21 protein-coding genes are annotated in these 20,504 nt (G+C 68.7%); 9 read left to right on the top strand and 12 right to left on the bottom strand.

From position 1 onward, the window contains the following. Positions 1-24: 24 nt before the first annotated feature. Positions 25-1,641, bottom strand: coding sequence for a molybdopterin-dependent oxidoreductase (locus tag Q7X29_RS28840; RefSeq protein WP_316575937.1), 1,617 nt, complete (start codon positions 1,639-1,641; stop codon positions 25-27). Positions 1,642-1,761: 120 nt separating this feature from the next. On the opposite strand from Q7X29_RS28840, the gene Q7X29_RS28835 reads away from it, so the two are divergent. Then, entirely contained in the window at positions 1,762-2,187 is a 426-nt protein-coding gene (locus Q7X29_RS28835) for a hypothetical protein (protein ID WP_316575936.1), read from the top strand. Positions 2,188-2,240: 53 nt separating this feature from the next. On the opposite strand, the gene Q7X29_RS28830 is transcribed toward Q7X29_RS28835, so the two are convergent. From Q7X29_RS28830 to Q7X29_RS28815, 4 genes are all read right to left on the bottom strand, one after another. Next, positions 2,241-4,034, bottom strand: a complete 1,794-nt coding sequence (locus Q7X29_RS28830; protein WP_316575935.1) for an AMP-dependent synthetase/ligase — start codon at positions 4,032-4,034, stop codon at positions 2,241-2,243. Positions 4,035-4,126: 92 nt separating this feature from the next. After that, positions 4,127-5,080, bottom strand: coding sequence for an alpha/beta hydrolase (locus tag Q7X29_RS28825; protein WP_218719924.1), 954 nt, complete (start codon positions 5,078-5,080; stop codon positions 4,127-4,129). 24 nt (positions 5,081-5,104) lie between these two features. After that, on the bottom strand, positions 5,105-5,938 hold the full coding sequence (locus Q7X29_RS28820) for an SDR family NAD(P)-dependent oxidoreductase (protein WP_218719925.1): 834 nt from the start codon (positions 5,936-5,938) through the stop codon (positions 5,105-5,107). Then, positions 5,935-7,476: a flavin-containing monooxygenase gene (locus tag Q7X29_RS28815; protein ID WP_218719926.1), complete on the bottom strand. Its 1,542-nt coding sequence runs from the start codon at positions 7,474-7,476 to the stop codon at positions 5,935-5,937. Before Q7X29_RS28815 ends, Q7X29_RS28820 begins: the two co-directional genes overlap by 4 nt. Before the next feature lie 68 nt (positions 7,477-7,544). Between Q7X29_RS28815 and Q7X29_RS28810 the strand changes: the two genes are divergently transcribed. Further along, a complete protein-coding gene (locus Q7X29_RS28810) occupies positions 7,545-8,180 on the top strand; it encodes a TetR/AcrR family transcriptional regulator (RefSeq protein ID WP_316575934.1) in 636 nt (211 codons plus the stop codon). A 30-nt stretch (positions 8,181-8,210) separates the two neighbouring features. On the opposite strand, the gene Q7X29_RS28805 is transcribed toward Q7X29_RS28810, so the two are convergent. Further along, on the bottom strand, positions 8,211-8,795 hold the full coding sequence (locus Q7X29_RS28805; protein ID WP_218719931.1) for a helix-turn-helix domain-containing protein: 585 nt from the start codon (positions 8,793-8,795) through the stop codon (positions 8,211-8,213). A gap of 81 nt (positions 8,796-8,876) precedes the next feature. Between Q7X29_RS28805 and Q7X29_RS28800 the strand changes: the two genes are divergently transcribed. The 3 genes from Q7X29_RS28800 to Q7X29_RS28790 all read left to right on the top strand — a co-directional run bounded on the left by Q7X29_RS28800 (position 8,877) and on the right by Q7X29_RS28790 (position 10,474). After that, positions 8,877-9,854, top strand: coding sequence for an NAD(P)/FAD-dependent oxidoreductase (locus tag Q7X29_RS28800; protein WP_316575933.1), 978 nt, complete (start codon positions 8,877-8,879; stop codon positions 9,852-9,854). A 126-nt stretch (positions 9,855-9,980) separates the two neighbouring features. Beyond that, a complete protein-coding gene (locus Q7X29_RS28795; protein ID WP_316575932.1) occupies positions 9,981-10,148 on the top strand; it encodes a hypothetical protein in 168 nt (55 codons plus the stop codon). Between the two features lie 5 nt (positions 10,149-10,153). Then, the gene (locus Q7X29_RS28790; protein ID WP_316575931.1) at positions 10,154-10,474 is read left to right on the top strand and encodes a Uma2 family endonuclease; all 321 of its coding nucleotides are present in this window, start codon (positions 10,154-10,156) and stop codon (positions 10,472-10,474) included. Positions 10,475-10,662: 188 nt separating this feature from the next. Here Q7X29_RS28790 and Q7X29_RS28785 read toward each other — a convergent pair whose 3' ends face one another. Continuing rightward, positions 10,663-11,028, bottom strand: coding sequence for an ADP-ribosylation/crystallin J1 (locus tag Q7X29_RS28785; protein ID WP_218719934.1), 366 nt, complete (start codon positions 11,026-11,028; stop codon positions 10,663-10,665). 56 nt (positions 11,029-11,084) lie between these two features. Then, positions 11,085-11,939, bottom strand: a complete 855-nt coding sequence (locus Q7X29_RS28780) for a helix-turn-helix transcriptional regulator (RefSeq protein WP_218719935.1) — start codon at positions 11,937-11,939, stop codon at positions 11,085-11,087. 101 nt (positions 11,940-12,040) lie between these two features. Here Q7X29_RS28780 and Q7X29_RS28775 point away from each other — a divergent pair, with 101 nt between their 5' ends. Together Q7X29_RS28775 and Q7X29_RS28770 are read left to right on the top strand one after the other, a co-directional pair. Further along, complete coding sequence (locus tag Q7X29_RS28775) at positions 12,041-12,757, top strand: SDR family NAD(P)-dependent oxidoreductase (RefSeq protein WP_316575930.1); 717 nt, start codon at positions 12,041-12,043, stop codon at positions 12,755-12,757. 74 nt (positions 12,758-12,831) lie between these two features. Beyond that, positions 12,832-13,230: a hypothetical protein gene (locus Q7X29_RS28770; protein WP_316575929.1), complete on the top strand. Its 399-nt coding sequence runs from the start codon at positions 12,832-12,834 to the stop codon at positions 13,228-13,230. A 6-nt stretch (positions 13,231-13,236) separates the two neighbouring features. Here the strand turns inward: Q7X29_RS28770 and Q7X29_RS28765 are convergent, their stop codons facing one another. Then, positions 13,237-14,397 carry a hypothetical protein gene (locus tag Q7X29_RS28765; protein WP_316575928.1) on the bottom strand — a complete coding sequence of 387 codons (1,161 nt, stop codon included), beginning with the start codon at positions 14,395-14,397 and terminating at the stop codon, positions 13,237-13,239. Positions 14,398-14,585: 188 nt separating this feature from the next. Here Q7X29_RS28765 and Q7X29_RS28760 point away from each other — a divergent pair, with 188 nt between their 5' ends. Together Q7X29_RS28760 and Q7X29_RS28755 are read left to right on the top strand one after the other, a co-directional pair. Beyond that, a complete protein-coding gene (locus Q7X29_RS28760; protein WP_218719939.1) occupies positions 14,586-15,026 on the top strand; it encodes a DUF4189 domain-containing protein in 441 nt (146 codons plus the stop codon). A 166-nt stretch (positions 15,027-15,192) separates the two neighbouring features. Next, positions 15,193-15,645: a hypothetical protein gene (locus tag Q7X29_RS28755; RefSeq protein WP_316575927.1), complete on the top strand. Its 453-nt coding sequence runs from the start codon at positions 15,193-15,195 to the stop codon at positions 15,643-15,645. A 236-nt stretch (positions 15,646-15,881) separates the two neighbouring features. Here Q7X29_RS28755 and Q7X29_RS28750 read toward each other — a convergent pair whose 3' ends face one another. The 3 genes from Q7X29_RS28750 to Q7X29_RS28740 all read right to left on the bottom strand — a co-directional run bounded on the left by Q7X29_RS28750 (position 15,882) and on the right by Q7X29_RS28740 (position 20,412). Then, positions 15,882-16,307, bottom strand: a complete 426-nt coding sequence (locus Q7X29_RS28750) for a PIN domain-containing protein (protein ID WP_308248575.1) — start codon at positions 16,305-16,307, stop codon at positions 15,882-15,884. Beyond that, positions 16,304-16,516 (bottom strand): type II toxin-antitoxin system VapB family antitoxin, encoded by a 213-nt coding sequence (locus Q7X29_RS28745; RefSeq protein ID WP_218719942.1) that lies wholly within the window; start codon positions 16,514-16,516, stop codon positions 16,304-16,306. Before Q7X29_RS28745 ends, Q7X29_RS28750 begins: the two co-directional genes overlap by 4 nt. 146 nt (positions 16,517-16,662) lie before the next feature. Further along, entirely contained in the window at positions 16,663-20,412 is a 3,750-nt protein-coding gene (locus Q7X29_RS28740; RefSeq protein ID WP_316575926.1) for a multifunctional oxoglutarate decarboxylase/oxoglutarate dehydrogenase thiamine pyrophosphate-binding subunit/dihydrolipoyllysine-residue succinyltransferase subunit, read from the bottom strand. Positions 20,413-20,504 lie beyond the last annotated feature (92 nt).

The following is a 20,504-nucleotide window of genomic DNA, read 5'->3' as shown; positions in this document are numbered from 1 at the left end:
GCGGGCGCGACCGGCCTTTCGCTGTCAGGCGACCTGGAGCGTGAGGGTGGGATAGCCGGTCGCGCCGTCCGGGATGACGTCGCGCTGGACCGCGGTCTGCGGCGCCCCGGTGTCGTCGATGGCGCGGGCGCGGATGGTGTGCTGACCGGAGGTGGCGTCCCAGTCGTAGACCCACTGGCGCCAGGTGTCGATCGAGACCTCGGTCGAGAGCCGGGCGGGCCGCCAGTCGCCGTTGTCGATCTGCACCTCGACGCCGGTGATGCCGCGATGCTGCGCCCAGGCGACGCCGGCGATCGTGGTGCGGCCCTGCGGAATCCGGCCACGGCCACGCGGGGTGTCGATCCTGGTGCCGGTCTTGATCGGGCCCCGGGCCGACCAGCCGCGCCGGGTCCAGTAGGCGCTGGCCTGGTCGAAGCGGGTCACCTCCAGTTCGGTGACCCACTTGGTGGCCGAGACGTAGCCGTAGAGGCCGGGCACCACCAGCCGCGCCGGATAGCCGTGCTGGATCGGCAGCGCAGCGCCGTTCATCCCGATCGCCAGCAGCGCGTCGCGGCCGTCGGTGAGCGCGGCCAGCGGACTGCCCGCCGTCCAGCCGTCCTTGCTGTGGGACAGCACCATATCGGCGTCGGGCCGCGGGCCCGCCTCGGCGAGCAGTTCGTCGAGCCGGTAGCCGAGCCAGCGGGCATTGCCGATCAGGTCGCCGTTGATCGGGTTGGACACGCAGGCCAGCGTCACCACGTATTCCACCGGGGTCCGGCGCGCGAGATCGTCCCAGGTGAGCACGATTTCGCGATCCACCATGCCGTGGATGCGCAGTGACCAGTCGGCGGTGGACACCTGGGGAACGATCAGCGCGGTATCGATGCGGTAGAACTCGTCGGCGGGGGTGAGAAACGGCGTGAGGCCGGGAACTCGCAGGTCGGCGTCGGCGGGCAGCTCCGGCAACGGCGTTGCGGGACCGGGCAATTCGACGGTGGCCCGCTCCGCCGACACGTCACCGCGCGCACCACCGAGCAGTCGTCCCGCGAGTCCGGCCCCGAGCGCCAGCACGCCGGTCGCGGCGATCCCGCCGAGCACCCGCCGCCGCCCGGCGGACACCGCCGCGCGCGACTCGACGGCCCTGATCGCCGCCGGACCGGCCGTCGCGCCGGCGCCGACGACTGTCTCGCCCGCGGTGTCGGCTCCCGCCGCCGCCTCGCCCGTCGATCCAGGCGGAGTCGACGCGTCATCGATGCGCCGGGTCAACCCGCGCAACGCGAGAATTCCTGCCGCGGTGCCGATCAGGGCGGGTAGCGCGCCGCCGAACCCACCGACCCGGCCCGCTCCGATGACCGCGGCGATCAGGCCGAACACGGCGAACACGACCGATCCGACCGGCCGGGTGACCCGCTCGAACCAGCCGGCCAGACCGGCGACGAGGACCGCCACGATGCCCATGCATACGAACAGCACGGCCTTGTCGTTGCGGCCGAAACTCTGGATCGCCCACTCGCGGAGGCCGTCCGGGGTGTGATCGACGACGGTCGCCCCGAGCGCGTACGCGGGCGCGCTCCCTGTACCGGTGAACACCGCGACCAGCTCGGCCACGCCGAGGACCAGCGCGGCTGCCGCGATTCCGGCCACTACCCGCAACAACGCCATACCAGCGAGCCTACGTCGCGCGCGGCGACACCGACCTGTGGCGGCGGAACGGCTGCGGCGGCCACCCTTGAAAACTACACTGTGTAGTAGAACTGAATCCGCCCTCGGCAGGAGGCTCCCATGCCCGAGACCACAGCCCCCGAGACCACCCTGCGCGCGGCCACCGCCGTGTTCGCCGTCGCGCTCCTCGTCCACGGCGCCGACCATCTACGCCGGGGGATGAACGTCACCTCCGCCCTGGTCAACGCGCTCGGGACGATCCAGCTCCTGTTCGCCCTGCTCGTCGTCTTCCTGGTGTTCCGGCGCCACGCCGCGGCGCCACTCGCCGCGGCGATCGTCGGGTTCGCCAGCGCGGCGGGCTTCTTCGTCGTGCACCTGCTGCCCGACTGGTTCGGCCCGCTCAGCGACAGTTTCGTCAACGCGCCCGCGCGGGCGAACGTCACCGGCTTCTCCTGGTTCGCCGCCCTGTTCGAGATCGGCGCCGATCTCGTCGTCGGTCTGGCCGGGCTGCGCGTCCTGCGGGAACGGGCCGCGGCCGTCGCCTGAAACGCCGGAAGGCCGGTTGCGCGAACGCAACCGGCCTTCCGGACAGGCGGGGACTACGAGTAGATCTTGTCGACCTCGCCCGCGTACTGCTTCATGACGACGGCGCGCTTGAGCGACATCTTCGGGGTGAGCTCGCCACCCTCCTGGGTCCAGTCGACCGGGAGGATGCGGATCTTCTTGATCGCCTCGGCCTTGGAGACCTTCTTGTTGGTCTCGGCGACCGCGGCCTCGACCTCGGCGACCAGCGTCGGGTTCTCGATCAGGGTCTCGATCGCGGTGTCGGCGGCGACGCCGTTGCGCTCCTTCCACCCCGGCAGTGCCTCCGGGTCGAGGGTGATGAGCGCGCCGATGAAGGGCTGGCCGTCACCGACGACCATGACCTGGCTGATCAGCGGGTGCGCGCGCAGGGAGTCCTCGAGCACGGCGGGGGAGACGTTCTTGCCGCCCGCGGTGACCAGGATTTCCTTCTTGCGGCCGGTGATGGTGATGAAGCCGTCGGCGTCGATGGCGCCCAGGTCGCCGGTCTTGAACCAGCCGTCCTCGAACGCTTCCTCGGTGGCCTCGGCGTTGCCCCAGTAGCCGTTGAACACGACCGAGCCCTTGAGCAGCAGCTCGCCGTCCTCGGCGATCTTGGCCGCGTGGCCCTGGATCGGGCGGCCCACCGAGCCGACCCGGATGTGCTGCGGGGTGTTCACGCTGAACGCGGCGGTGGATTCGGTCAGACCGTAGCCCTCGTAGATGGTGACGCCGACGCCACGGAAGAAGTGGCCGAGGCGCGCGCCCAGCGGCCCGCCACCGGACACCGCGGCCAGGCACTGGCCACCGAGCGCGGCACGCAGCTTGCTGTAGACCAGCTTGTCGAAGACGAAGTGCTTCAGCTTCAGCACCAGGTCGGGGCTGCCCTTTTCGAGCGCCTCGCTGTAGGCGATGGCGGTCTCGGCGGCGGCGTCGAAGATCTTGCCCTTGCCGCCGTCGTGCGCCTTCTGCTTGGCCGAGTTGTAGACCTTCTCGAACACGCGCGGCACGGAGAGGATGAAGTCCGGCTTGAACTCGCCGAACTGCTCGACCAGGGTCGTCCAGTCCGAGCTGTGGCGGATGGTCACCTTGGAATCGAAGGCGATCAGCGCGACCGCGCGGGCGAACACGTGCGCCAGCGGCAGGAACAGCAGGGTCTTCTGGCCCTCGGAGACGAAGGCGGACAGCTCGATGCCGCCCGACCGCGACTCCGCATACAGGTTCGCGTGGGTCAGCTGGACGCCCTTGGGGCGACCGGTGGTGCCCGAGGTGTAGATCAGGGTGGCCGGGGAGGCCGCGCCGACCTGCTTGCGACGCTCGTGCACCACGGCGTCGTCGAGATCGGCGCCGCGCTCGGTCAGCGTGTCGACCGCGCCCTTGTCGATCTGCAGGGTCTCGGCCAGAGCGGGCAGCGAGCCGGCTTCGATCTCGTCGATCGTGGCGCGGTGCTTGTCGTTCTCGACGACCAGGAGCTTGGTCTCGGAGTCCTGCAGGATCCACTTGGCCTGCTCGGCGGCCGAGCTGTCGTAGATCGCGACGGTGACGCCACCGGCGGCCCAGATCGCGAAGTCCAGCAGGGTCCACTCATAGCGAGTGGCTGCCATGATGGCGACCCGGTCGCCCAGTTCGATGCCCGAGGCGATGAGGCCCTTGGCGACGCCGATAACGGCCTGCTCGAACTGCTTCGCCGTGACGTCGTTCCAGCCGCCGCTGCCGTTCGGGACGTTGAACAACACCGTGTTCGGCGTCTCCGCGGCGAAGCGGAAGACGTTGTCGGAATTGTTCGCATCGTCCGGGATGGTGTAGGAAGCCGGAACTTCGAACTCTCGCATCAGTGCCCTTCCAGTGGGTTCTACTCGCCAGTAATCTACGACACGTTCGGCCGGGCCGCGATATCGCCGTCCGAAAATCCTGTCACCAGGACTTATCGTAAATCGTCGATCGAAACTGGCTGAATTGCTTCTCGCAGGAACTCTGCGAGTTCGCTGAGCGCCAGCGCTGCCTCGGTGACCAGCGCGGCCTGCAGTTGCGCGACATGCCAGAGGCCGCGGGTTTCGGTGAAGCGGACGTGCACACCCGCGCCACGCAGGGCTGAGACGAGCTGAGTGCACTGGTCGTGCAGGAGTTCGCTCACGTCGACCTGCACGTAGGTGGGTGGCAGGCCGATCAGGTTTCCGGTGAGCGGGGCGTAGCCCGCGTCGGTGGCGGCGCCGTCGCCGAGGTAGAAGGCGGCGCACGCTTGCGACCACGCCCGGTTGATCACCAGGTCGCGGCTGCGGCTGGGCACCTGGGTCGGGTCGACCCAGGGCGCGATGAGGCCCAGCGCGGCGGGCGTCATCGCGTGTCGTTCGATCAGTCGCTGGGCCAGCGCCAGCGACAGACCACCGCCCGCCGAATCGCCGGCGAGGCAGATCTGCTCGGGCCGGTAGCCGACGTTGTCCACCAGGTCGAGGAACGCCGCCTCGGCGTCGTCGAGACCGGCGGGCAGCGGATGCTCCGGGGCCAGGCGGTAGTCCAGCGAGTACACCGCGCAGGAGGTCTCCCTGGCCAGCCGCGCGACCAGCGAACGGTGGGTGGCCAGCGAACCGACGACGTAGCCGCCGCCGTGCAGGTACAGGATCGCGCCCGCGGCGCGCTCCGGCGGGACCGCCCGGGTACGCGAACCCGGGATGGCGGTCTCGGCGATGACCCGCTCGGCCGGGCGGCCGCCCAGCTGCAGATGCTGCACGACGGAACCGTCGGGCATCAGCTGCAGCCGGGAGACCACGTCGAGCAGGGCGCGTTGCACCGCGACCGGCAGCCGTGCGTTGAGCGTCACCCGGAACACCGGGTCGAGTACGGCACGGGCGATCGGCAGCGGAATCGTGAACTCGCGCATGGTTTTCCTACGGGGCTCGTCGCGTCAGTGCGGCATGAAGCGGCCGTTGACCACGGCCGAGATCCGGTTGTACCCCGAAGCGAGGAAGCGCACGCTCACATCGAGCACCTTGGCCTCCCAGCCGATCAGCACGCGCGCGTGCCCCTTGCGCACACCCTCGGTGATGGTCTGCGCGGCCATCTCCGGGCTGTGGATCGCCAGGTACTTGTCGAACAGCGAGGCGGTGTTGGCCCCGTCGATGCCCTCGGCGTAGGTGGCGTTGCGGGCCACCGCGGTCTTGATGCCGCCGGGGTGCACGCAGGTGACCTTGACCGGCGCCTTGGCGATCTTCATCTCCTGGTACAGCGCCTCGGTGAAGCCGCGCACCGCGAACTTGGCCGAGTTGTAGGCCGCCTGGCCGGGCACGGTGACCAGGCCGAACAGGCTCGACACGTTGACGACGTGGCCGTCGCCGGACTCGATCAGCATCGGCAGGAACGCCTTGGTGCCGTTGACGACGCCCCAGAAATCGACGTCCATGATGCGTTCGATGTCTTTGAAGTCGGTCTTGACGACGTCACCGTGGTAGGCGATGCCGGCGTTGTTGTAGATCTGGTGCACGACGCCGAAGTGCGCCTTCACCGAGTCGGCGTAGAGCAGGAACGCCTCGCGCTCGGCGACGTTGAGCCGGTCGGCCTTGACCTGCGCGCCCAGTCCCTCGACGATGCGCACGGTCTCGGCCAGGCCCTCGGCGTCGATGTCGGACAGCGCCAGCTTGGCGCCACGGCGAGCCAGGTTCTCGGCGAGCGCGCGGCCGATGCCGGAGCCGGCGCCCGTGATCACACAGACCTTGTTCGTGAAGTAAGCATCTTTGCTCACTGTGCTGCCACCACTTTCAGTTCGGTGTCGGAGTCGGTCGAAGAAGTCGTGTCGTAGGCAGCGACATCGAAATTCTTGGTCAGCCTACGGAACTGGAAGGTGAAATCGGGCCACAGTGTGGTGTTGTTGCCGTGCTTGTCCAGGTACCAGCTGGCGCAGCCGCCGTTCATCCAGACGCTGTCGGCCATCTTCGCCTGCAGTTCGGTGTTGTACGCGCGCACGGCCTCCGGGCGGACCTCGACGGTGCGCAGGTTCTGCTTGTCGATGGTGGCCAGGGCGTCGGCGACATAGTTGATCTGCGACTCGATCATGAACACCATCGAGGTGTGGCCGAGGCCGACGTTCGGGCCGAGCAGGAAGAACATGTTGGGGAAGTTCTCGATGGTCGAGCCCTTGTAGCCGCGCTGGCCGACCTCGTCGAACTGCTCGGACAGGGTCTGTCCGGTGCGACCGGTGATGGTCTCGAAGGCCGGGGAGTCGGTGACGTGGAAGCCGGTGGCCACGATCAGCGCGTCGATCTCGCGCTCGGTGCCGTCCTTGGTGACGATCGAGCCGGCCTTGACCTCGGCGATGCCCTCGGTGATCACCTCGACGTTGTCGCGGTCGATCGCCGGGTAGTACTCGTTGGAGATCAGCATGCGCTTGCAGCCGATGCGGTAGTTCGGGGTGACCTTGGCGCGCTTGATCGGGTCGCGGACCTCGGCCAGCAGCTTGCCGCGGGAGATGGTCTCGAAGATCTTCATCAGCGCGGGGTACTTGGCCAGGCCGACGACCTGGGTCTCGCGGGCGGCGTAGATGGCCGCGCGGGACAGGCGCTGCACGCCCGGAATGTACTTGAACGCCAGGCGTTCCGGCAGGAAGTACGGGCGGTCCATGCGCGGCAGCAGCCACGGCGCGGTGCGCTGGTAGAGGTCGAGGTGGGCGACCTTGCCCGCGATGGCGGGCACGATCTGGATGGCCGAGGCGCCGGTGCCGATCACCGCGACGCGCTTGCCCGCGAGCTCGACGCTGTGGTCCCAGCGGGCCGAGTGGAAGATCTCGCCCTCGAACTCGTTGATGCCCTTGATGTCGGGCAGCGACGGCTCACACAGGGCGCCGACCGCGGAGACCACGGTGTCGGCGGTGAAGTCGCCCTTGCTGGTGGTGATGTCCCAGCGGGCGGTCTCGGCGTTCCACCGCATGCCCAGCACATCGCAGTCGAACAGGTGCTTGTCCAGCACATTGTTCTGCTCGGCGACCTTGCGGATGTAGGCCTGGATCTCGCCCTGCTTGGAGAACGAGCGCGACCAGTCCGGGTTCAGCGCGAACGAGTAGGAGTACAGGTGCGACGGCACGTCGCACGCGGCGCCGGGGTAGGTGTTGTCCCGCCAGGTGCCGCCGACATCGCTGCCGCGCTCCAGGACGAGGAAATCCTCGCGGCCTTGCTGGCGCAGCCGGATGGCCATTCCGAGGCCCGCGAACCCACTGCCGACGATGATCGTCTTGACGTGGCGGGCGGCACGGTCGGCGACAACTTTGTCTGTAACCTTGCGACTCATGTAATGCAGACTACGTTCTTATTGAGCCGGAGTCAACAGCTATTGAACCAGGTTCAGTAGTGGCTAGGATGGACGACGTGAGTATCAGGAGTTCCGGCGAGACCAAGCGTGTCCGGCTCAGCCCCGAGGAGCGGCGGTTGCAGCTGATCCACCTCGGCGCCGAGATGCTGGCCGAGCGGCCGCTCGAGGACATCTCGGTCGACGACATCGCCAAGCAGGCGGGCATCTCGCGCGGCCTGCTGTTCCACTATTTCGCCTCCAAGCAGGAGTTCCACGAGGCGATCGCCCGGCATGTGAGCACCGAGTTCTACACGGCCGTGATGCCCAACCGCGACCTGTCGCTGTTCGACATGCTGCGCGACTCGATCGAGCGTTTCGTCGACTACGCGACCGAGCACTCGGCGTCCTATCGCTCCGTGCTGCGCGGCCCCGCCAGTGTCGCCCCCGACATGGTCGGCTACGTCAACGAAACCCGCGCCGCCATCGCCGATCTCATCGTCAGCGAGCTCCCGCTCCCTCCCGACGATCCCGACCTCGCTCGCCTCACCCTCGCCATTCGCGGCTGGATCGCCTTCGTCGAGGAGACCATCCTCACCTGGATGAACGAAAAGCCCATCACCCGAGAACAATTGGTGGACCTACTGGTCGAATCGCTTCCCGCACTTGCCTTGAGTCCCGCCCTGATCGCCGCGTTGCAGAGCTGAGCCGCCGCCGTTCGGTGCTGTCGACCGCGGTCAGTCGGAGGTCTTGGGGCGGGCTCGGAAGTGGGCTCGTTCGCCTTGTTTGCCGAAGAGGCTGAGGAATTCGACGGGGTGGTCGTCGGCGGCGCCGAACCAGTGCGGGATGTGGGTGTCGAATTCGGCGGCTTCGCCGGGGGTGAGGACGATGTCGTTGTCGCCGAGGATCAGGCGCAGGCGGCCGTTGAGGACATAGAGCCATTCGTAGCCCTCGTGGACCTGGGGTTCCTCGGGTCGGTTGCGGGCGTTGGGGGCGATGATCATCTTGAAGGCCTGGATGCCGCCCGCGCGTTTGGTCAGCGGGAGCATCGTCATGCCGTGGCGGGTGACCGGGCGCAGGTGGATGCGCGGGTCGCCGGTGGGCGGGGCGTCGACGAGTTCGTCGAGGGTGACGCCGTGGGCTTTGGCCAGGGGGAGCAGGAGTTCGAGGGTGGGTTTGCGGTCGCCCGACTCGAGGCGCGACAGGGTGCTCACCGAGATGCCGGTTTCCGCCGAGAGGTCGGCGAGGGTGGTCCGGCGCCGTTTGCGCAGGTCGCGCAGGCGGGGGCCGACCGAGTCGAGGGTCTGTTCGAGGTCGTCCATGCTGTCCAGTTTGCCACGACGGCAAAATTCTTTGCCAGGACGCGGGCGCGGACGGCACGGTGGTCGGCGAAGGAGGTCGAGATGACAGAGTTGAACGACACCTATGACGTGGTGGTGATCGGTGGTGGTGCCGCCGGGCTGAACGGGGCGCTGATGCTGGCCAGGTCCCGGCGATCCGTCGTCGTGATCGACGCGGGGTCGCCCCGCAACGCGCCGGCCGACGGGGTGCACGGATTGCTGGCGCGAGACGGAATGCCGCCGGCCGAGTTGCTCGAACTCGGGCGCGCCGAGGTGCGGGGGTACGGCGGGCAGGTGGTGGCGGGTGCGGTCGCCTCGGTCGAGCGGGTCGACGGTGCCGCGCCGGACGGGTTCCGGGTGTTTCTCGACGACGGGCGCACGGTGCTCGCGCGCCGCGTCCTGGTCGCCACCGGCCTCGCCGACGAGCTCCCCGATGTGCCCGGCCTGCGGGAACAGTGGGGCCACGGCGTCCTGCACTGTCCCTACTGCCACGGCTGGGAGGTGCGCGACCAGCGGATCGCCATCCTCGCGGGCGGACCGATGTCGGTGCACCAGGCGCTGCTGTTCAGCCAGCTGAGCGATGACATCGTCTTCCTGACCCACACCGGTGCCGCGTTGAGCGACGAAGACGCGGAAAAGCTTGCCGCGCGCGGCATCCGGATCCTCGACGGCGAGGTCACCGAGGTGCTGTCGGGTGCGGGCACGCTCACCGGCGTCCGCCTGGCCGACGGGACCGTGCTCGACCGCGACGCCCTCGTCGTCGGCCCGCGCATGAACACTCGCGCCACTTTCCTCGCCGACCTGGGTCTGGTCGCACAGCCGCACCCGTCCGGCGCGGGCGACCACATCCCCGCCGACCCCGTCGGCCGCACCGAAGTCCCGGGTGTCTGGATCGCGGGCAATGCCACCGACCCGTCCGCCCAGGTCGGTGCGGCCGCGGCGGCCGGGGCCATGGCCGGGGCGCAGATCAACGCCGAGCTGGTGATGGCGGACACCGCCACCGCCGTGGCCGAACTCCGCACCCGCACAGCGGCCGTCTGACGGAAAGGCCCTCGGCGCCCCGGCGCCGAGGGCGTCCGCGCCGCCTGTCCGCGCCGGTGGGCGGCCGGAGTGCACCGTGCCATACTGGCCAGGTCAGACGATCGCCGTGCGACGAGCGAGGAACCGATGACCGCGGATCCGATGCCACCGGGGGACAGGGCCCCGTTGAGCTGGCCGGTGCCGCCACCGGGGGGATATTTCGCCGAAGACCTGGATCATCTGAGTGATCTGCCGCCGCATACTCAGCTGATCGACGGGAGCTCGGGCCACGTCAACGGCCCGAACCCGATGTGATGGTCGTGGACACGGCAGGTGTCGACGGTCTGGACCAGACCACATACCGACCCGAAGATGTCCTCCTGGTGGTCGAAGTCATGTCCCCGGATTCGGTCGAGCGCGACCGATACCGTAAACCGCAGCTATACGCCGAGGCCGGGATTCCTGCCTTCTGGCGGGTGGAGAACGTCAACGGACGAGCGGTCGTGTACGTCTACGAACTCGACCCCGCCACGCGCCGGTATTCGACCGCCGGTATCCACCACGACCGCCTGCGTCTGTCCGTGCCCTTCGAGATCGATCTGGATCTCACGCGCGCGACAGATCCGAAGGGCTCGGTCTGAGAGCTCGCCCCGCGAAGACCGTGGTGGTCAGCGCGCGCGGGCGGCATCGATCTCCGCGTGCAGGACGGTGCGCGCGTGCCCGGCCGTGATCTGGCCGAGAGTGGCATGCGGGGCTAGCCCGTCGACGAGTGTCGACGGCGATCTGGGCGGCGGCTCCGAGTGAGCGGACCGGAGCCGCCTGACGATCGTCAGCCGGGGAGTGGCGCGTCGTCCGGGAAGCGGCGGACCACCTCGATGGGGCCGACGATATTGCGGTTGAAGTCGGTGAGATCCTCGGCCGGGATCCAGTATTCGAGGATGTCGCGGCCGCCCGCCTGTCGCACCTCGTAGGCGTCGAGGTACTCGGTGCGGACGGCGAAGCGCGTCACGTAGCCGGCGCCGGAGGCCGGGACGTTCCAGTCGCGGGCGATCAGGACGGCGTAGGACTCGGTGCAGACCGGGTAGAAGATCGGCTGGTCGGGCAGGCGCGGCGGCCAGGCCGACCACCCGGACGCGGCGACCAGGGCCAGCTCTTCGGGTCCCGTCGGCCGCCACAGGGTCGTCGTCGTGCGCATCGTTCCTCCTTGCCGAGGAACGCACGGTAGCCCGGCGGCGGTGCCGCGGCCACCGGTTATTCGGGCGGTGGTGTCGCGAAGGTTTCCAGGCCGGTGACGCGGAGCAGGTCCAGGGCGGTCGCGGTGGGGGTGTGCGGGGGAGCCGAGTAGATGATGACGGTCTGGTCGGTGTCGGGGACGTGCATGGCGTCGCAGTCCAGGCTGAGGGTGCCCAGCTGCGGATGGGCGATGGTCTTGGTCAGGCTGTGCATGACGCTGGAGCGGCCCGCCTGCCAGTGCTCCTCGAATTCCGCGCTGCCGGTGCGGAGTTCGGTGAGCAGCCGGGTCAGGTCCGGGTCGTCGGGGTAGGCGGCCTTGACCGCGCGCAGGCAGCCGACGCAGGCGGCGGCATTGCTGTCGGCCTCCTCCGGCGTCATCACGACGCGACCCATCCCGGTGCCGAGGAAGCGCTGCCACATGATGTTGCGCCGGGCGGGCGGGATCGCGGAGAAGTCGCCGAGCAGGGCCGCCGCCAGCGGATTCCAGGCGAGGATGTCGGATTTGGCCGAGAGCACCAGCACCGGCAGGTCCGACAGGCGATCCAGCAGCCGCAGCACACTGGGCCGGATGGCCATCGGCACCCGGCCCGCCTGCGGCGGTTCGGACCCGGCGAGCCGGTAGACCAGATCGCGGTCGACATCGGTGAGCCGCAGCGCCCTGGTGAGCGCGCCGAGCACCTGATCGGAGGGTTTGGGCCCGCGCCCCTGCTCCAACCGGACGATGTAGTCGACGCTGACACCGGCCAGACTCGCCACTTCCTCGCGTCGCAGCCCCGGCACCTGCCTGCGCGGTCCGCTCGGCAGGCCCGCGTCGGCGGGGCCGAGCCGGGACCGCGCCGTGCGCAGCACCGTCGCCAATTCCGCTCTGTCCACGTCTTCCATGGTGCCGCAGGTCCCGGCCGCCGGGGTGGTACCGCGAGTCCTATGCCTCGCCGGCACTGGAGGCCACACCGCGCGGGGCGGAATCTGAAGCCATGACGACAACGATCGCCCTGGTCACCGGGGCCAACAAGGGACTGGGCCGGGAAACGGTCCGCAGACTGGCCGGTTCGGGCTGGCAGGTCTTTCTCGCCGCCCGCGACCGCGCGCGGGGCGCGGCGACGGCGGCCGAATTCGCCGAGGCCGGACTCGACGTCCGGTTCGTCGCGCTGGACGTGACCTCCGACGAGTCCGTCGCCGCGGCCGCCGACGCGGTGCAGGTCGCGGCGGGCCGCCTCGACGTGCTGATCAACAACGCGGCGATCGGCGGCCCGCGCACCACGCCGGGGGACACGAAGCCCGAGGAGCTGCGGGAGGTGTTCGAGACCAATGTCTTCGGCCCGATCCGGGTGACCAACGCGTTCCTGCCGCTGCTGCGCCTGTCCACCCATCCACGGATCGTGATGGTCTCCAGCGGCATCGGCTCGATCGCTACCGTCACCGACCCGAAATGGGCGGGCCTGCTGCCGCCGGCCCTCGGCTATCCGAGCACCAAAGCGGCGCTGAACATGCTCACCGTCATGTACGCGAGCGAACTCGACAGGATGAAGGTCAACGCGGTCGATCCCGGATACACCGCGACCGACCTCAACGGGCACAGTGGTTTCCAGACCGTCACCGAGGGCACCGATGCCATCGTGGCCATGGCGACCGTCGACCGGGACGGCCCGAGCGGCGGTTTCTTCGACCGGACGGGCGCCACGTCGTGGTGAGAGCGGGCGCCCTGCTCGCGGCGCTGGTCGCGAGCGTGGGGGTCGTCGTTTACCTGATGACAACGGAGGACGCAGTGGCAGAACGGAATTCACGCACCGACACGGTGCTCTCCATCGGCCTGCAGCCGAGCGCGGTCGACTACTCCCGCTATCCGCAGCTGGACGAAGCCACCCTGACCGCCCGCATCGCCGCGGGCGAGCACGCCGTGCGGGAGGCGGGTTTCGACATCGTCAGCTGTCTGGTGCCCGCCGATCCCGACGCCGCCGAGACGACGCTGCGCGAGTGCGCGGCCGGCGGCGAATTCCGGGTGGCGATGATCGGCGCCGGGGTGCGGATGGCGCCCGAACACACCCTGCTGTTCGAGCGATTGATCAATGTCGCGTCCGAGCTGACTCCGGGAATCCGGTTCTGCTTCAACACGTCCCCGGAAACGACGATCGACGCGTTGCGGCGCTGGGTGCGGCCGAGTTGAGCCGGTCTACTTGTGGCCCCCGCCGTGGTCGTGGCCGCCGCAGGTGTCGGTTCGGCGGCCGTCCGTGGCGCTCGCCTGGCCCGCACCATGGCCCTCGAGCGCGGCGAACGGACCGCACTGGTGCGGGGCGATCCACACGTGCACCATCGGGTTGCCCGCGCCGGGATTGATCGAGTTGGGCGGGCAGTTGCCCGCGGCGTCGGTGACACCGGCGACGACCGGGCCGTTGTCGCCCGCCTTCCAGCACAGGTTGTCGTGGACGTGCCACTGCATCAGCGAGCCGCCGAAATCGGTCAGCGCCGGGTCGTCGATCTTCTTGCCGTTGGCGATGTACATGGCCGAGACCAGGGTGCGGTTCTGGCCGTCGACCCGGTAGACCAGCGACTCCGGGTGGCCGGCGTCGAGGAAGTTCGCGTCGCGGATGTAGGCGGTGTTGATGTAGTGCTCGTAGCCGGTCGCGGAGTCACCGATCGAGCGGTAGCCCAGCGCGCCGACCGTCGTGACGTCGGCGAAGGCGGGCAGGCCGTCGAGAGTGCTGCGGATCAGGTTGGTGGCGCGCTGCTGCTGATCGGCCGTCACGCCGGGCACGCCGGACAGGTCGATCGGCTGCGCGGGGTCGAACGGGCGCGGCCAGGCGGTGCCGGTGTCGTGATCGCCGTGCTCCTCGCCCGCGGCGTGCGCGTGCTCGCCGCCGGTGTCTCCGTGACTGTGCACGTGGCCGACGCCGTTGAGCATCGCCGCCAGCGCGAGCACACCCACGGCGCTCGCCGCGATCCCGGACCGCAGCGGCGGCACGGTGGCGGTGGGTCGGAGCAGGCCGACGCCACCGGCGAGCACGGCCAGCGCGCCCAGTGCCGCGCAGACGGTGTCGGCCACCTGCGGCGCCTCCGCGGTCAAGCCGGTGATCCACGGAATATCGGCGAACCGCGTGAACGCCCAGATCGCCGCCGCGAAACCGTTCACCGCCAGCATCGCGGCCACGACAGGCTTGCGCGCACTCAGCAGCACCGCCACGCCGGTCGCGCACTGGATCGCGGCCAGCACCACCATCAACCGCGCCAAGGTGGCGTGTTCGGTGTGCATTCCCGCGGCCAGGAAATGCACCGCGCCGGCCCCCACCGACGCGATCCCGCCGAGTAGCAGGTATCCGTTACGTCCGCTCGCCATGCCGTCTCCTGTCCCTGTCCTTCGCGGCGGACACTACCCGGACCCTGTGATGGCGCACTGGCGTACCAGTGAGAGAACTCTGTGGGCCGGGCCCGTGCCGGGCTCGGCTCGCGTGGCGCTCGCGGTGGATTCGTGGTTAGCTGCACGGTTCCGAATTTCGGAACCTATTCCACGAGGGGATCTTTCGAATGAGTTTCATGGGTAAGGCCGGCGTTGCCGTAGCGGCGTTGGGTCTTGCGGCCGGGTCGGTGTTCGGTGCCGGTTCGGCGAACGCGGCGGGCGATCTGTTCGGCGCGATCGGGTTCAGCCCGCAGATGTGGGAGAGCTGGTCCTCGTCGAACTGGGACAGTGCCGACGGTGCCCGCGCCGCGGTGATCGACGGTTGTGTCGCCGCGGGCGGGGAGGACTGCGGTGTCATGGTCACCTGGGCCAACGGGTGCGGTGCGCTGGTGTGGAACGAGGAGGGCTGGGTCGCCGCCGCCTCGGGTCCCAACCGCAGCGAGGCCATCCGCAAGGCCATCGATCGGCTGTCCGACGGTGTCCCGATCGCCCGCCTGGCCAACTTCGGCTCCTCGGACCTCAGCGGTACCGAGGTCATCGACGTGGTCTGCACCCGCAACGCGGGCTGACCACCGACCGGCCCGACCGCAGCGGACGCCGGTGGATCGTGGCCGGCTGCGCGGCCGTTGCCATATCGAGACGATTACGGTGGGTAACGAACGACCGGCGTGTCGCGAAGTCCGATGCATGAGTCTGAAAAGCACACAAGGTCAACGGGTTTCGGTTCGGGTCGGGGTGGCCGCCGCAGCGGCCGTTACCGCGCTCGTCGGGTTCAGTGGTCCGGCGGCGGCCGCGCCGTCGGACCATGTCGTCCAGTTCAACCCGACTCTCGCCAGGATTCCGGGGAACGGCTGCGCGGCCATCATCAACGCCGAGACGGTCCCGCAGCCGCAGGCCGGGCAGCTCGGAGTCCGCGTGAAAATCGTCCAGACCGGACAGAACTGCGAGGTATATCGCGTCTCGGTGCGGTGGAAGAACCTCGACACCGGCGTCGCCAACGCCCAGTCCCACAAGGTCGACAGCAACGGCGTCATCGAACACGCCCCCGACGGCGTGATCACCGGCATGGGGATGGGCCCCGGCGTCGGCCGCGTCGAGGCGACCATCGTGGCGACCACCGACACCTATCCCAATCACCATGATCTGGAACAACTCTCGGGTCAAGCCTGGATCACTCTCAACAGCTAGCCGAAACGCCGACAGGGGCGGATCCGTATGGATCCGCCCCTGTCGGCGTTTTCGACCTGGTGCGCGGACGCGCCAACGGGCTCGGGCGAGCATTGCGGCCATCGGCGGGTCGTGCACCGCTGCGGACGTCACCAGGCCCGACAGCTATAGGCCGATCTCTCTGTCCTACGGAACACGCAGGGGTGCAACAGAATTCATAGACGGGGCACGTGAACGGGCCGCACTTCGGCGTTCCGTCAGGGGATCACGCGCAGGTGGCGGAATTCGGGGATCGCGCGGCTGATGGTGACGAAGTCCGTGTCGTTGTGGACGACGGTCGCGTCGTGGCGCAGCGCGACCGCGGCGATCTGGACGTCGGTGGTTTGGGCGCCGCGGCCCGCCCCGATCTTCCACAAGCCTGTCCTGATCCGTCGCACATTCGCCTCGACGAGGTCGTCGGCGGGCAGAAAGTGGAAGACCGACCCGTAGAGCTCGGTGAGGAAGCCGAGATCGGCTGCGTTGCGGGCGCTGAACCGTGCTTCATCCATGGTCACTGTCGACGAACACAAAGCACCGATGATCGCGAGCTCGTCGATGGTCTGTTCGATGCCGGCCTTCGTTCGGTAGTGCGACATGACCGACTGATCGAGAAGGTATCGCGGGCGAACCGTCGTCGCGCTCACCGGGGCGTGCCAGGCTCGGCGGCCAGCTCGTCGTCGGTCAGGAACGGATTATGGTCCATCCGCTTGAGGCGGGTCAGTGCCTCACGCTGCCGGTAGCCCTGCACGAGTTCGGCCATCGCGAGATTGATGACCGCCTTTTTGGTGGGCAGCCCGGTCAGACGTAAGGCTTCGGCGAGTAGCTCGTCCGGAATCTCCACTGTCGTCGCCATCGTGCCTCCATATTTTGGTTCCCGCATATTCATAATATCAACGATTCGTAATATTCGGGGTTGTGGATCGGTACGGAGACACACAACGGCCGACGCCGGCTGGATCGTGGTGATCCACCCGGCGTCGGCCGTTGTGCGCGAAGAACTTACGCGGTCGGCTCGAAGGCCTCGGCGATGATCTCGGCCTGCTCCACGGCGTGCACCTTCGACGAGCCCGAGGACGGGGCCGACATGGCGCGACGCGAGATGCGGCGCAGTTTGCCCAGGCGGTCCGGGAGGACCTCGGGGAGGTTGAGGCCGAAGAACGGCCACGCGCCCTGGTTGGCCGGCTCCTCCTGGACCCAGACGATGTCGGTCGCGTTGGGGTACTTGGCCAGTGCCTCGTTGAGGCGGTACGTCGGGATCGGGTACAGCTGCTCGATCCGGACGATGGCCACGTCCTCGCGCTTCTGCTTGGCCTTCTCCGCGGCGAGCTCGTAGTAGAGCTTGCCCGAGGTCAGCAGGATGCGCTTGACCTTGGTGGTGTCGCCGATGCCCTGCTCGTAGGTGGGCTCGTCGAACACCGAGCGGAACTTCGACTCGGTGAAGTCCTTGATGTCGGACACCACGGCCTTGTTGCGCAGCATCGACTTCGGGGTGAAGACGATCAGCGGACGGCGGATGCCGTCGAGGGCGTGGCGGCGCAGCAGGTGGAAGTAGTTCGCCGGCGTCGACGGGACCGCGACGGTCATCGAACCCTCCGCGCACAGCTGCAGGAAGCGCTCGATGCGCCCCGAGGTGTGGTCGGGACCCTGGCCCTCGTGGCCGTGCGGCAGCAGCAGCACCACGTCGGAGAGCTGGCCCCACTTGGCCTCACCGGAGGAGATGAACTCGTCGATGATCGACTGCGCGCCGTTGACGAAGTCACCGAACTGGGCTTCCCACAGCACCAGGGCATTCGGGTTGCCCAGCGAGTAGCCGTATTCGAAGCCGACCGCCGCGTACTCGCTCAGCGCCGAGTCGTGCACCGCGAACCAGCCCGGCTTCTCCGAGCCGATGTTGTGCAGCGGGGTGTACTCGTTGGCGTTGAGGCGGTCGATGATGACCGCGTGGCGCTGGGTGAAGGTGCCGCGGCGCGAGTCCTGACCGGTCAGGCGCACGTCGTGGCCCTGGTCGATCAGCGTGCCGAAGGCCAGCAGCTCGGCGAAGGCCCAGTCGACCTTGCCCTCGTAGGCCATCTCGCGGCGCTTCTCCAGCACCGGCTTGACGCGCGGGTGCACGTTGAAGCCGTCCGGCGGGGTGTTGAAGGCGTCGCCGATGCGCTGCAGGACCGACTTGTCGACCGCGGTCTGCACGGTGGCAGGCACCTTCTGGTCGTCCTCGACGGACTCCGACGGCTCCGGAACGTACTTCTCCAGCTCGCGGACCTCGTTGAACACGCGCTCCAGCTGACCCTGGTAGTCGCGCAGCGCGTCCTCGGCCTCCTTCATGGAGATGTCGCCACGACCGATCAGCGATTCGGTGTAGGCCTTGCGGACCGAACGCTTGGTGTCGATGACGTCGTACATCTCCGGCTGGGTCATCGAGGGGTCGTCGCCCTCGTTGTGCCCGCGGCGGCGGTAGCAGACGAGGTCGATGACGACGTCCTTGCGGAACTTCTGCCGGAAATCGACCGCCAGGCGCGCGACCCAGTCGCAGGCCTCCGGGTCGTCACCGTTGACGTGGAAGATCGGCGCGCCGATGAACTTCGCGATGTCGGTGGAGTATTCGGTGGAGCGGCTGTTCTCCGGCGCGGTGGTGAAGCCGATCTGGTTGTTCACCACGATGTGGATGGTGCCGCCGACGCGGTAGCCGCGCAGGCCACCCAGGTTCAGCGTCTCCGCGACCACGCCCTGACCGGCGAACGCGGCGTCACCGTGCAGCATCAGCGGCATGACCGAGAAGCCCTCGGGACCGTCGCCCTTGTCCAGCAGGTCCTGCTTGGCGCGCACGAGGCCCTCGAGGACGGGGTCGACCGCCTCCAGGTGTGACGGGTTCGCGGTGAGCGAGACCTCGATCTCGTTGTCGCCGAACATCTGCAGGTACTGGCCCTGCGCGCCGAGGTGGTACTTCACGTCGCCGGAGCCGTGGGTGGCCGCCGGGTTCATGTTGCCCTCGAACTCGGTGAAGATCTTCGAATACGGCTTGCCGACGATGTTGGCCAGCACGTTGAGGCGACCGCGGTGCGGCATGCCGATGACGACCTCGTCGAGCCCGTGCTCGGCGCACTGGTCGATGGTGGCGTCCATCATCGGGATGACGGCCTCGGCGCCCTCGAGCGAGAAGCGCTTCTGACCGACGTACTTGGTCTGCAGGAACGTCTCGAACGCCTCGGCGGCGTTGAGCCGGTTCAGGATGTACTTCTGCTGGGCGACCGTCGGCTTGACGTGCTTCTGCTCGACCCGGTCCTGGATCCACTTGAGCTGCTCGACGTCGAGGATGTGGGTGTACTCCACCCCGACGTGGCGGCAGTAGGCGTCGCGCAGGATCGACAGCACGTCGCGCAGCTTCATCCGCTCCTGGCCGTGGAAGCCGGCGACGTTGAAGGTGCGGTCGAGGTCCCACAGGGTCAGCCCGTGCTCGGTGACATCGAGGTCGGGGTGGCTGCGGAACTTGTCCTTGACCAGGCGCAGCGGGTCGGTGTCGGCCATCAGGTGACCGCGGTTGCGGTAGGCCGCGATCATCTCGAGCACGCGGGCGCTCTTGTCGACGCCGCGCTCGCTGATGTCCTTGCGCCAGCGGACCGGCTCGTACGGCACGCCGAGGCCGTGGAAGATCTCGTCGTAGAACTCGTCGGAGATCAGCAGGTTGTGGATGGTGCGCAGGAAGTCGCCCGACTCGGCGCCCTGGATGATGCGGTGGTCGTAGGTCGAGGTCAGTGTCATCAGCTTGCCGACGCCGATATCGGCGATCCGCTCGTCGCTCATGCCCTGGAACTCGGCCGGGTATTCCATCGCGCCCGCACCGATGATCGCGCCCTGGCCCGGCATCAGCCGCGGCACCGAGTGCACGGTGCCGATGGTGCCCGGGTTGGTCAGCGAGATGGTGACGCCGGAGAAGTCGTCGGCGCCGAGCTTGCCCTCGCGGGCGCGGCGGACGATGTCCTCGTAGGCGGTGTGGAACTGCCCGAAGCTCATGTCTTCGGTTTCCTTGATCGCGGCGACGACCAGCGAGCGGCTGCCGTCCTTACCCGCGAGGTCGATCGCCAGGCCCAGGTTGGTGTGCGCCGGGGTGACCGAGTTCGGTTTGCCGTCGATCTCGGCGAAGTGCCGGTTCAGGTTCGGGAACGCCTTGACCGCCTGCACGATCGCGTAGCCGAGCAGGTGGGTGAAGGAGATCTTGCCGCCGCGGGTGCGGGCCAGGTGGTTGTTGATCACCAGGCGGTTGTCGATCATCAGCTTCGCCGGGATCGCGCGCACCGAGGTCGCGGTGGGGATCGTCAGCGAGGCCGACATGTTCTTCGCGATGGCCGCGGCCGGGCCGCGCAGCACCTTGGTCTCGTCGGCGGTGGCGACAGCCTTGGGCGGGGCGGTGGCCGGTGCGTTGGACACCGGCGCGGGGGTGGTCTGCGGTGCGCGCACGGTCGCGGGAGCGGGCTTGGGGGCGGGCGCCGGAGCCGGAGCCGGCGGGGCCGTCGCCACGGCGGGCTTCGCGGCAGGCGCGGGAGCGGCGGCCGGCGCGGGTGCCGCGGCGGGAGCCGGAGTCTGGCTGTTACCGGATTCGGCGCCGACCTCCGGGGTGTAATCCGCGAGGAACTCGTGCCAACTGGCGTCGACCGAGGATGGGTCCTGTTTGAACTTCTGATACATCTCGTCGACTAGCCACTGGTTCTGTCCGAACTGGGAAGTTGAGCTGCTCACAGCTGGTGTTCGCCTCATTTCGTTCTTCGCGCTGCGACGTTTGTGACGTGCCCGGCAGGGGTATCAGCGGATGGCTGCCGATGCGCCCTCACCGAGCATATGCCCAGCGG

It is taken from the genome of Nocardia canadensis (genome assembly GCF_032656385.1).
In the GTDB taxonomy this organism is placed as follows: Bacteria; Actinomycetota; Actinomycetes; order Mycobacteriales; family Mycobacteriaceae; genus Nocardia; species Nocardia canadensis.
The sequence above is the reverse complement of the archived record's forward strand: the minus strand, read 5'-3'. Positions and strand labels throughout refer to the sequence as shown.

Coding starts and splice junctions, on each gene's coding strand:
- Q7X29_RS28840 (WP_316575937.1), bottom strand. CDS start 1,641: ATGGCGTTGTTGCGGGTAGTGGCCGGAATCGCGGCAGCCGCGCTGGTC.
- Q7X29_RS28835 (WP_316575936.1), top strand. CDS start 1,762: ATGCCCGAGACCACAGCCCCCGAGACCACCCTGCGCGCGGCCACCGCC.
- Q7X29_RS28830 (WP_316575935.1), bottom strand. CDS start 4,034: ATGCGAGAGTTCGAAGTTCCGGCTTCCTACACCATCCCGGACGATGCG.
- Q7X29_RS28825 (WP_218719924.1), bottom strand. CDS start 5,080: ATGCGCGAGTTCACGATTCCGCTGCCGATCGCCCGTGCCGTACTCGAC.
- Q7X29_RS28815 (WP_218719926.1), bottom strand. CDS start 7,476: ATGAGTCGCAAGGTTACAGACAAAGTTGTCGCCGACCGTGCCGCCCGC.
- Q7X29_RS28810 (WP_316575934.1), top strand. CDS start 7,545: ATGGACGACGTGAGTATCAGGAGTTCCGGCGAGACCAAGCGTGTCCGG.
- Q7X29_RS28805 (WP_218719931.1), bottom strand. CDS start 8,795: ATGGACGACCTCGAACAGACCCTCGACTCGGTCGGCCCCCGCCTGCGC.
- Q7X29_RS28800 (WP_316575933.1), top strand. CDS start 8,877: ATGACAGAGTTGAACGACACCTATGACGTGGTGGTGATCGGTGGTGGT.
- Q7X29_RS28795 (WP_316575932.1), top strand. CDS start 9,981: ATGACCGCGGATCCGATGCCACCGGGGGACAGGGCCCCGTTGAGCTGG.
- Q7X29_RS28785 (WP_218719934.1), bottom strand. CDS start 11,028: ATGCGCACGACGACGACCCTGTGGCGGCCGACGGGACCCGAAGAGCTG.
- Q7X29_RS28775 (WP_316575930.1), top strand. CDS start 12,041: ATGACGACAACGATCGCCCTGGTCACCGGGGCCAACAAGGGACTGGGC.
- Q7X29_RS28765 (WP_316575928.1), bottom strand. CDS start 14,397: ATGGCGAGCGGACGTAACGGATACCTGCTACTCGGCGGGATCGCGTCG.
- Q7X29_RS28760 (WP_218719939.1), top strand. CDS start 14,586: ATGAGTTTCATGGGTAAGGCCGGCGTTGCCGTAGCGGCGTTGGGTCTT.
- Q7X29_RS28745 (WP_218719942.1), bottom strand. CDS start 16,516: ATGGCGACGACAGTGGAGATTCCGGACGAGCTACTCGCCGAAGCCTTA.
- Q7X29_RS28740 (WP_316575926.1), bottom strand. CDS start 20,412: ATGAGGCGAACACCAGCTGTGAGCAGCTCAACTTCCCAGTTCGGACAG.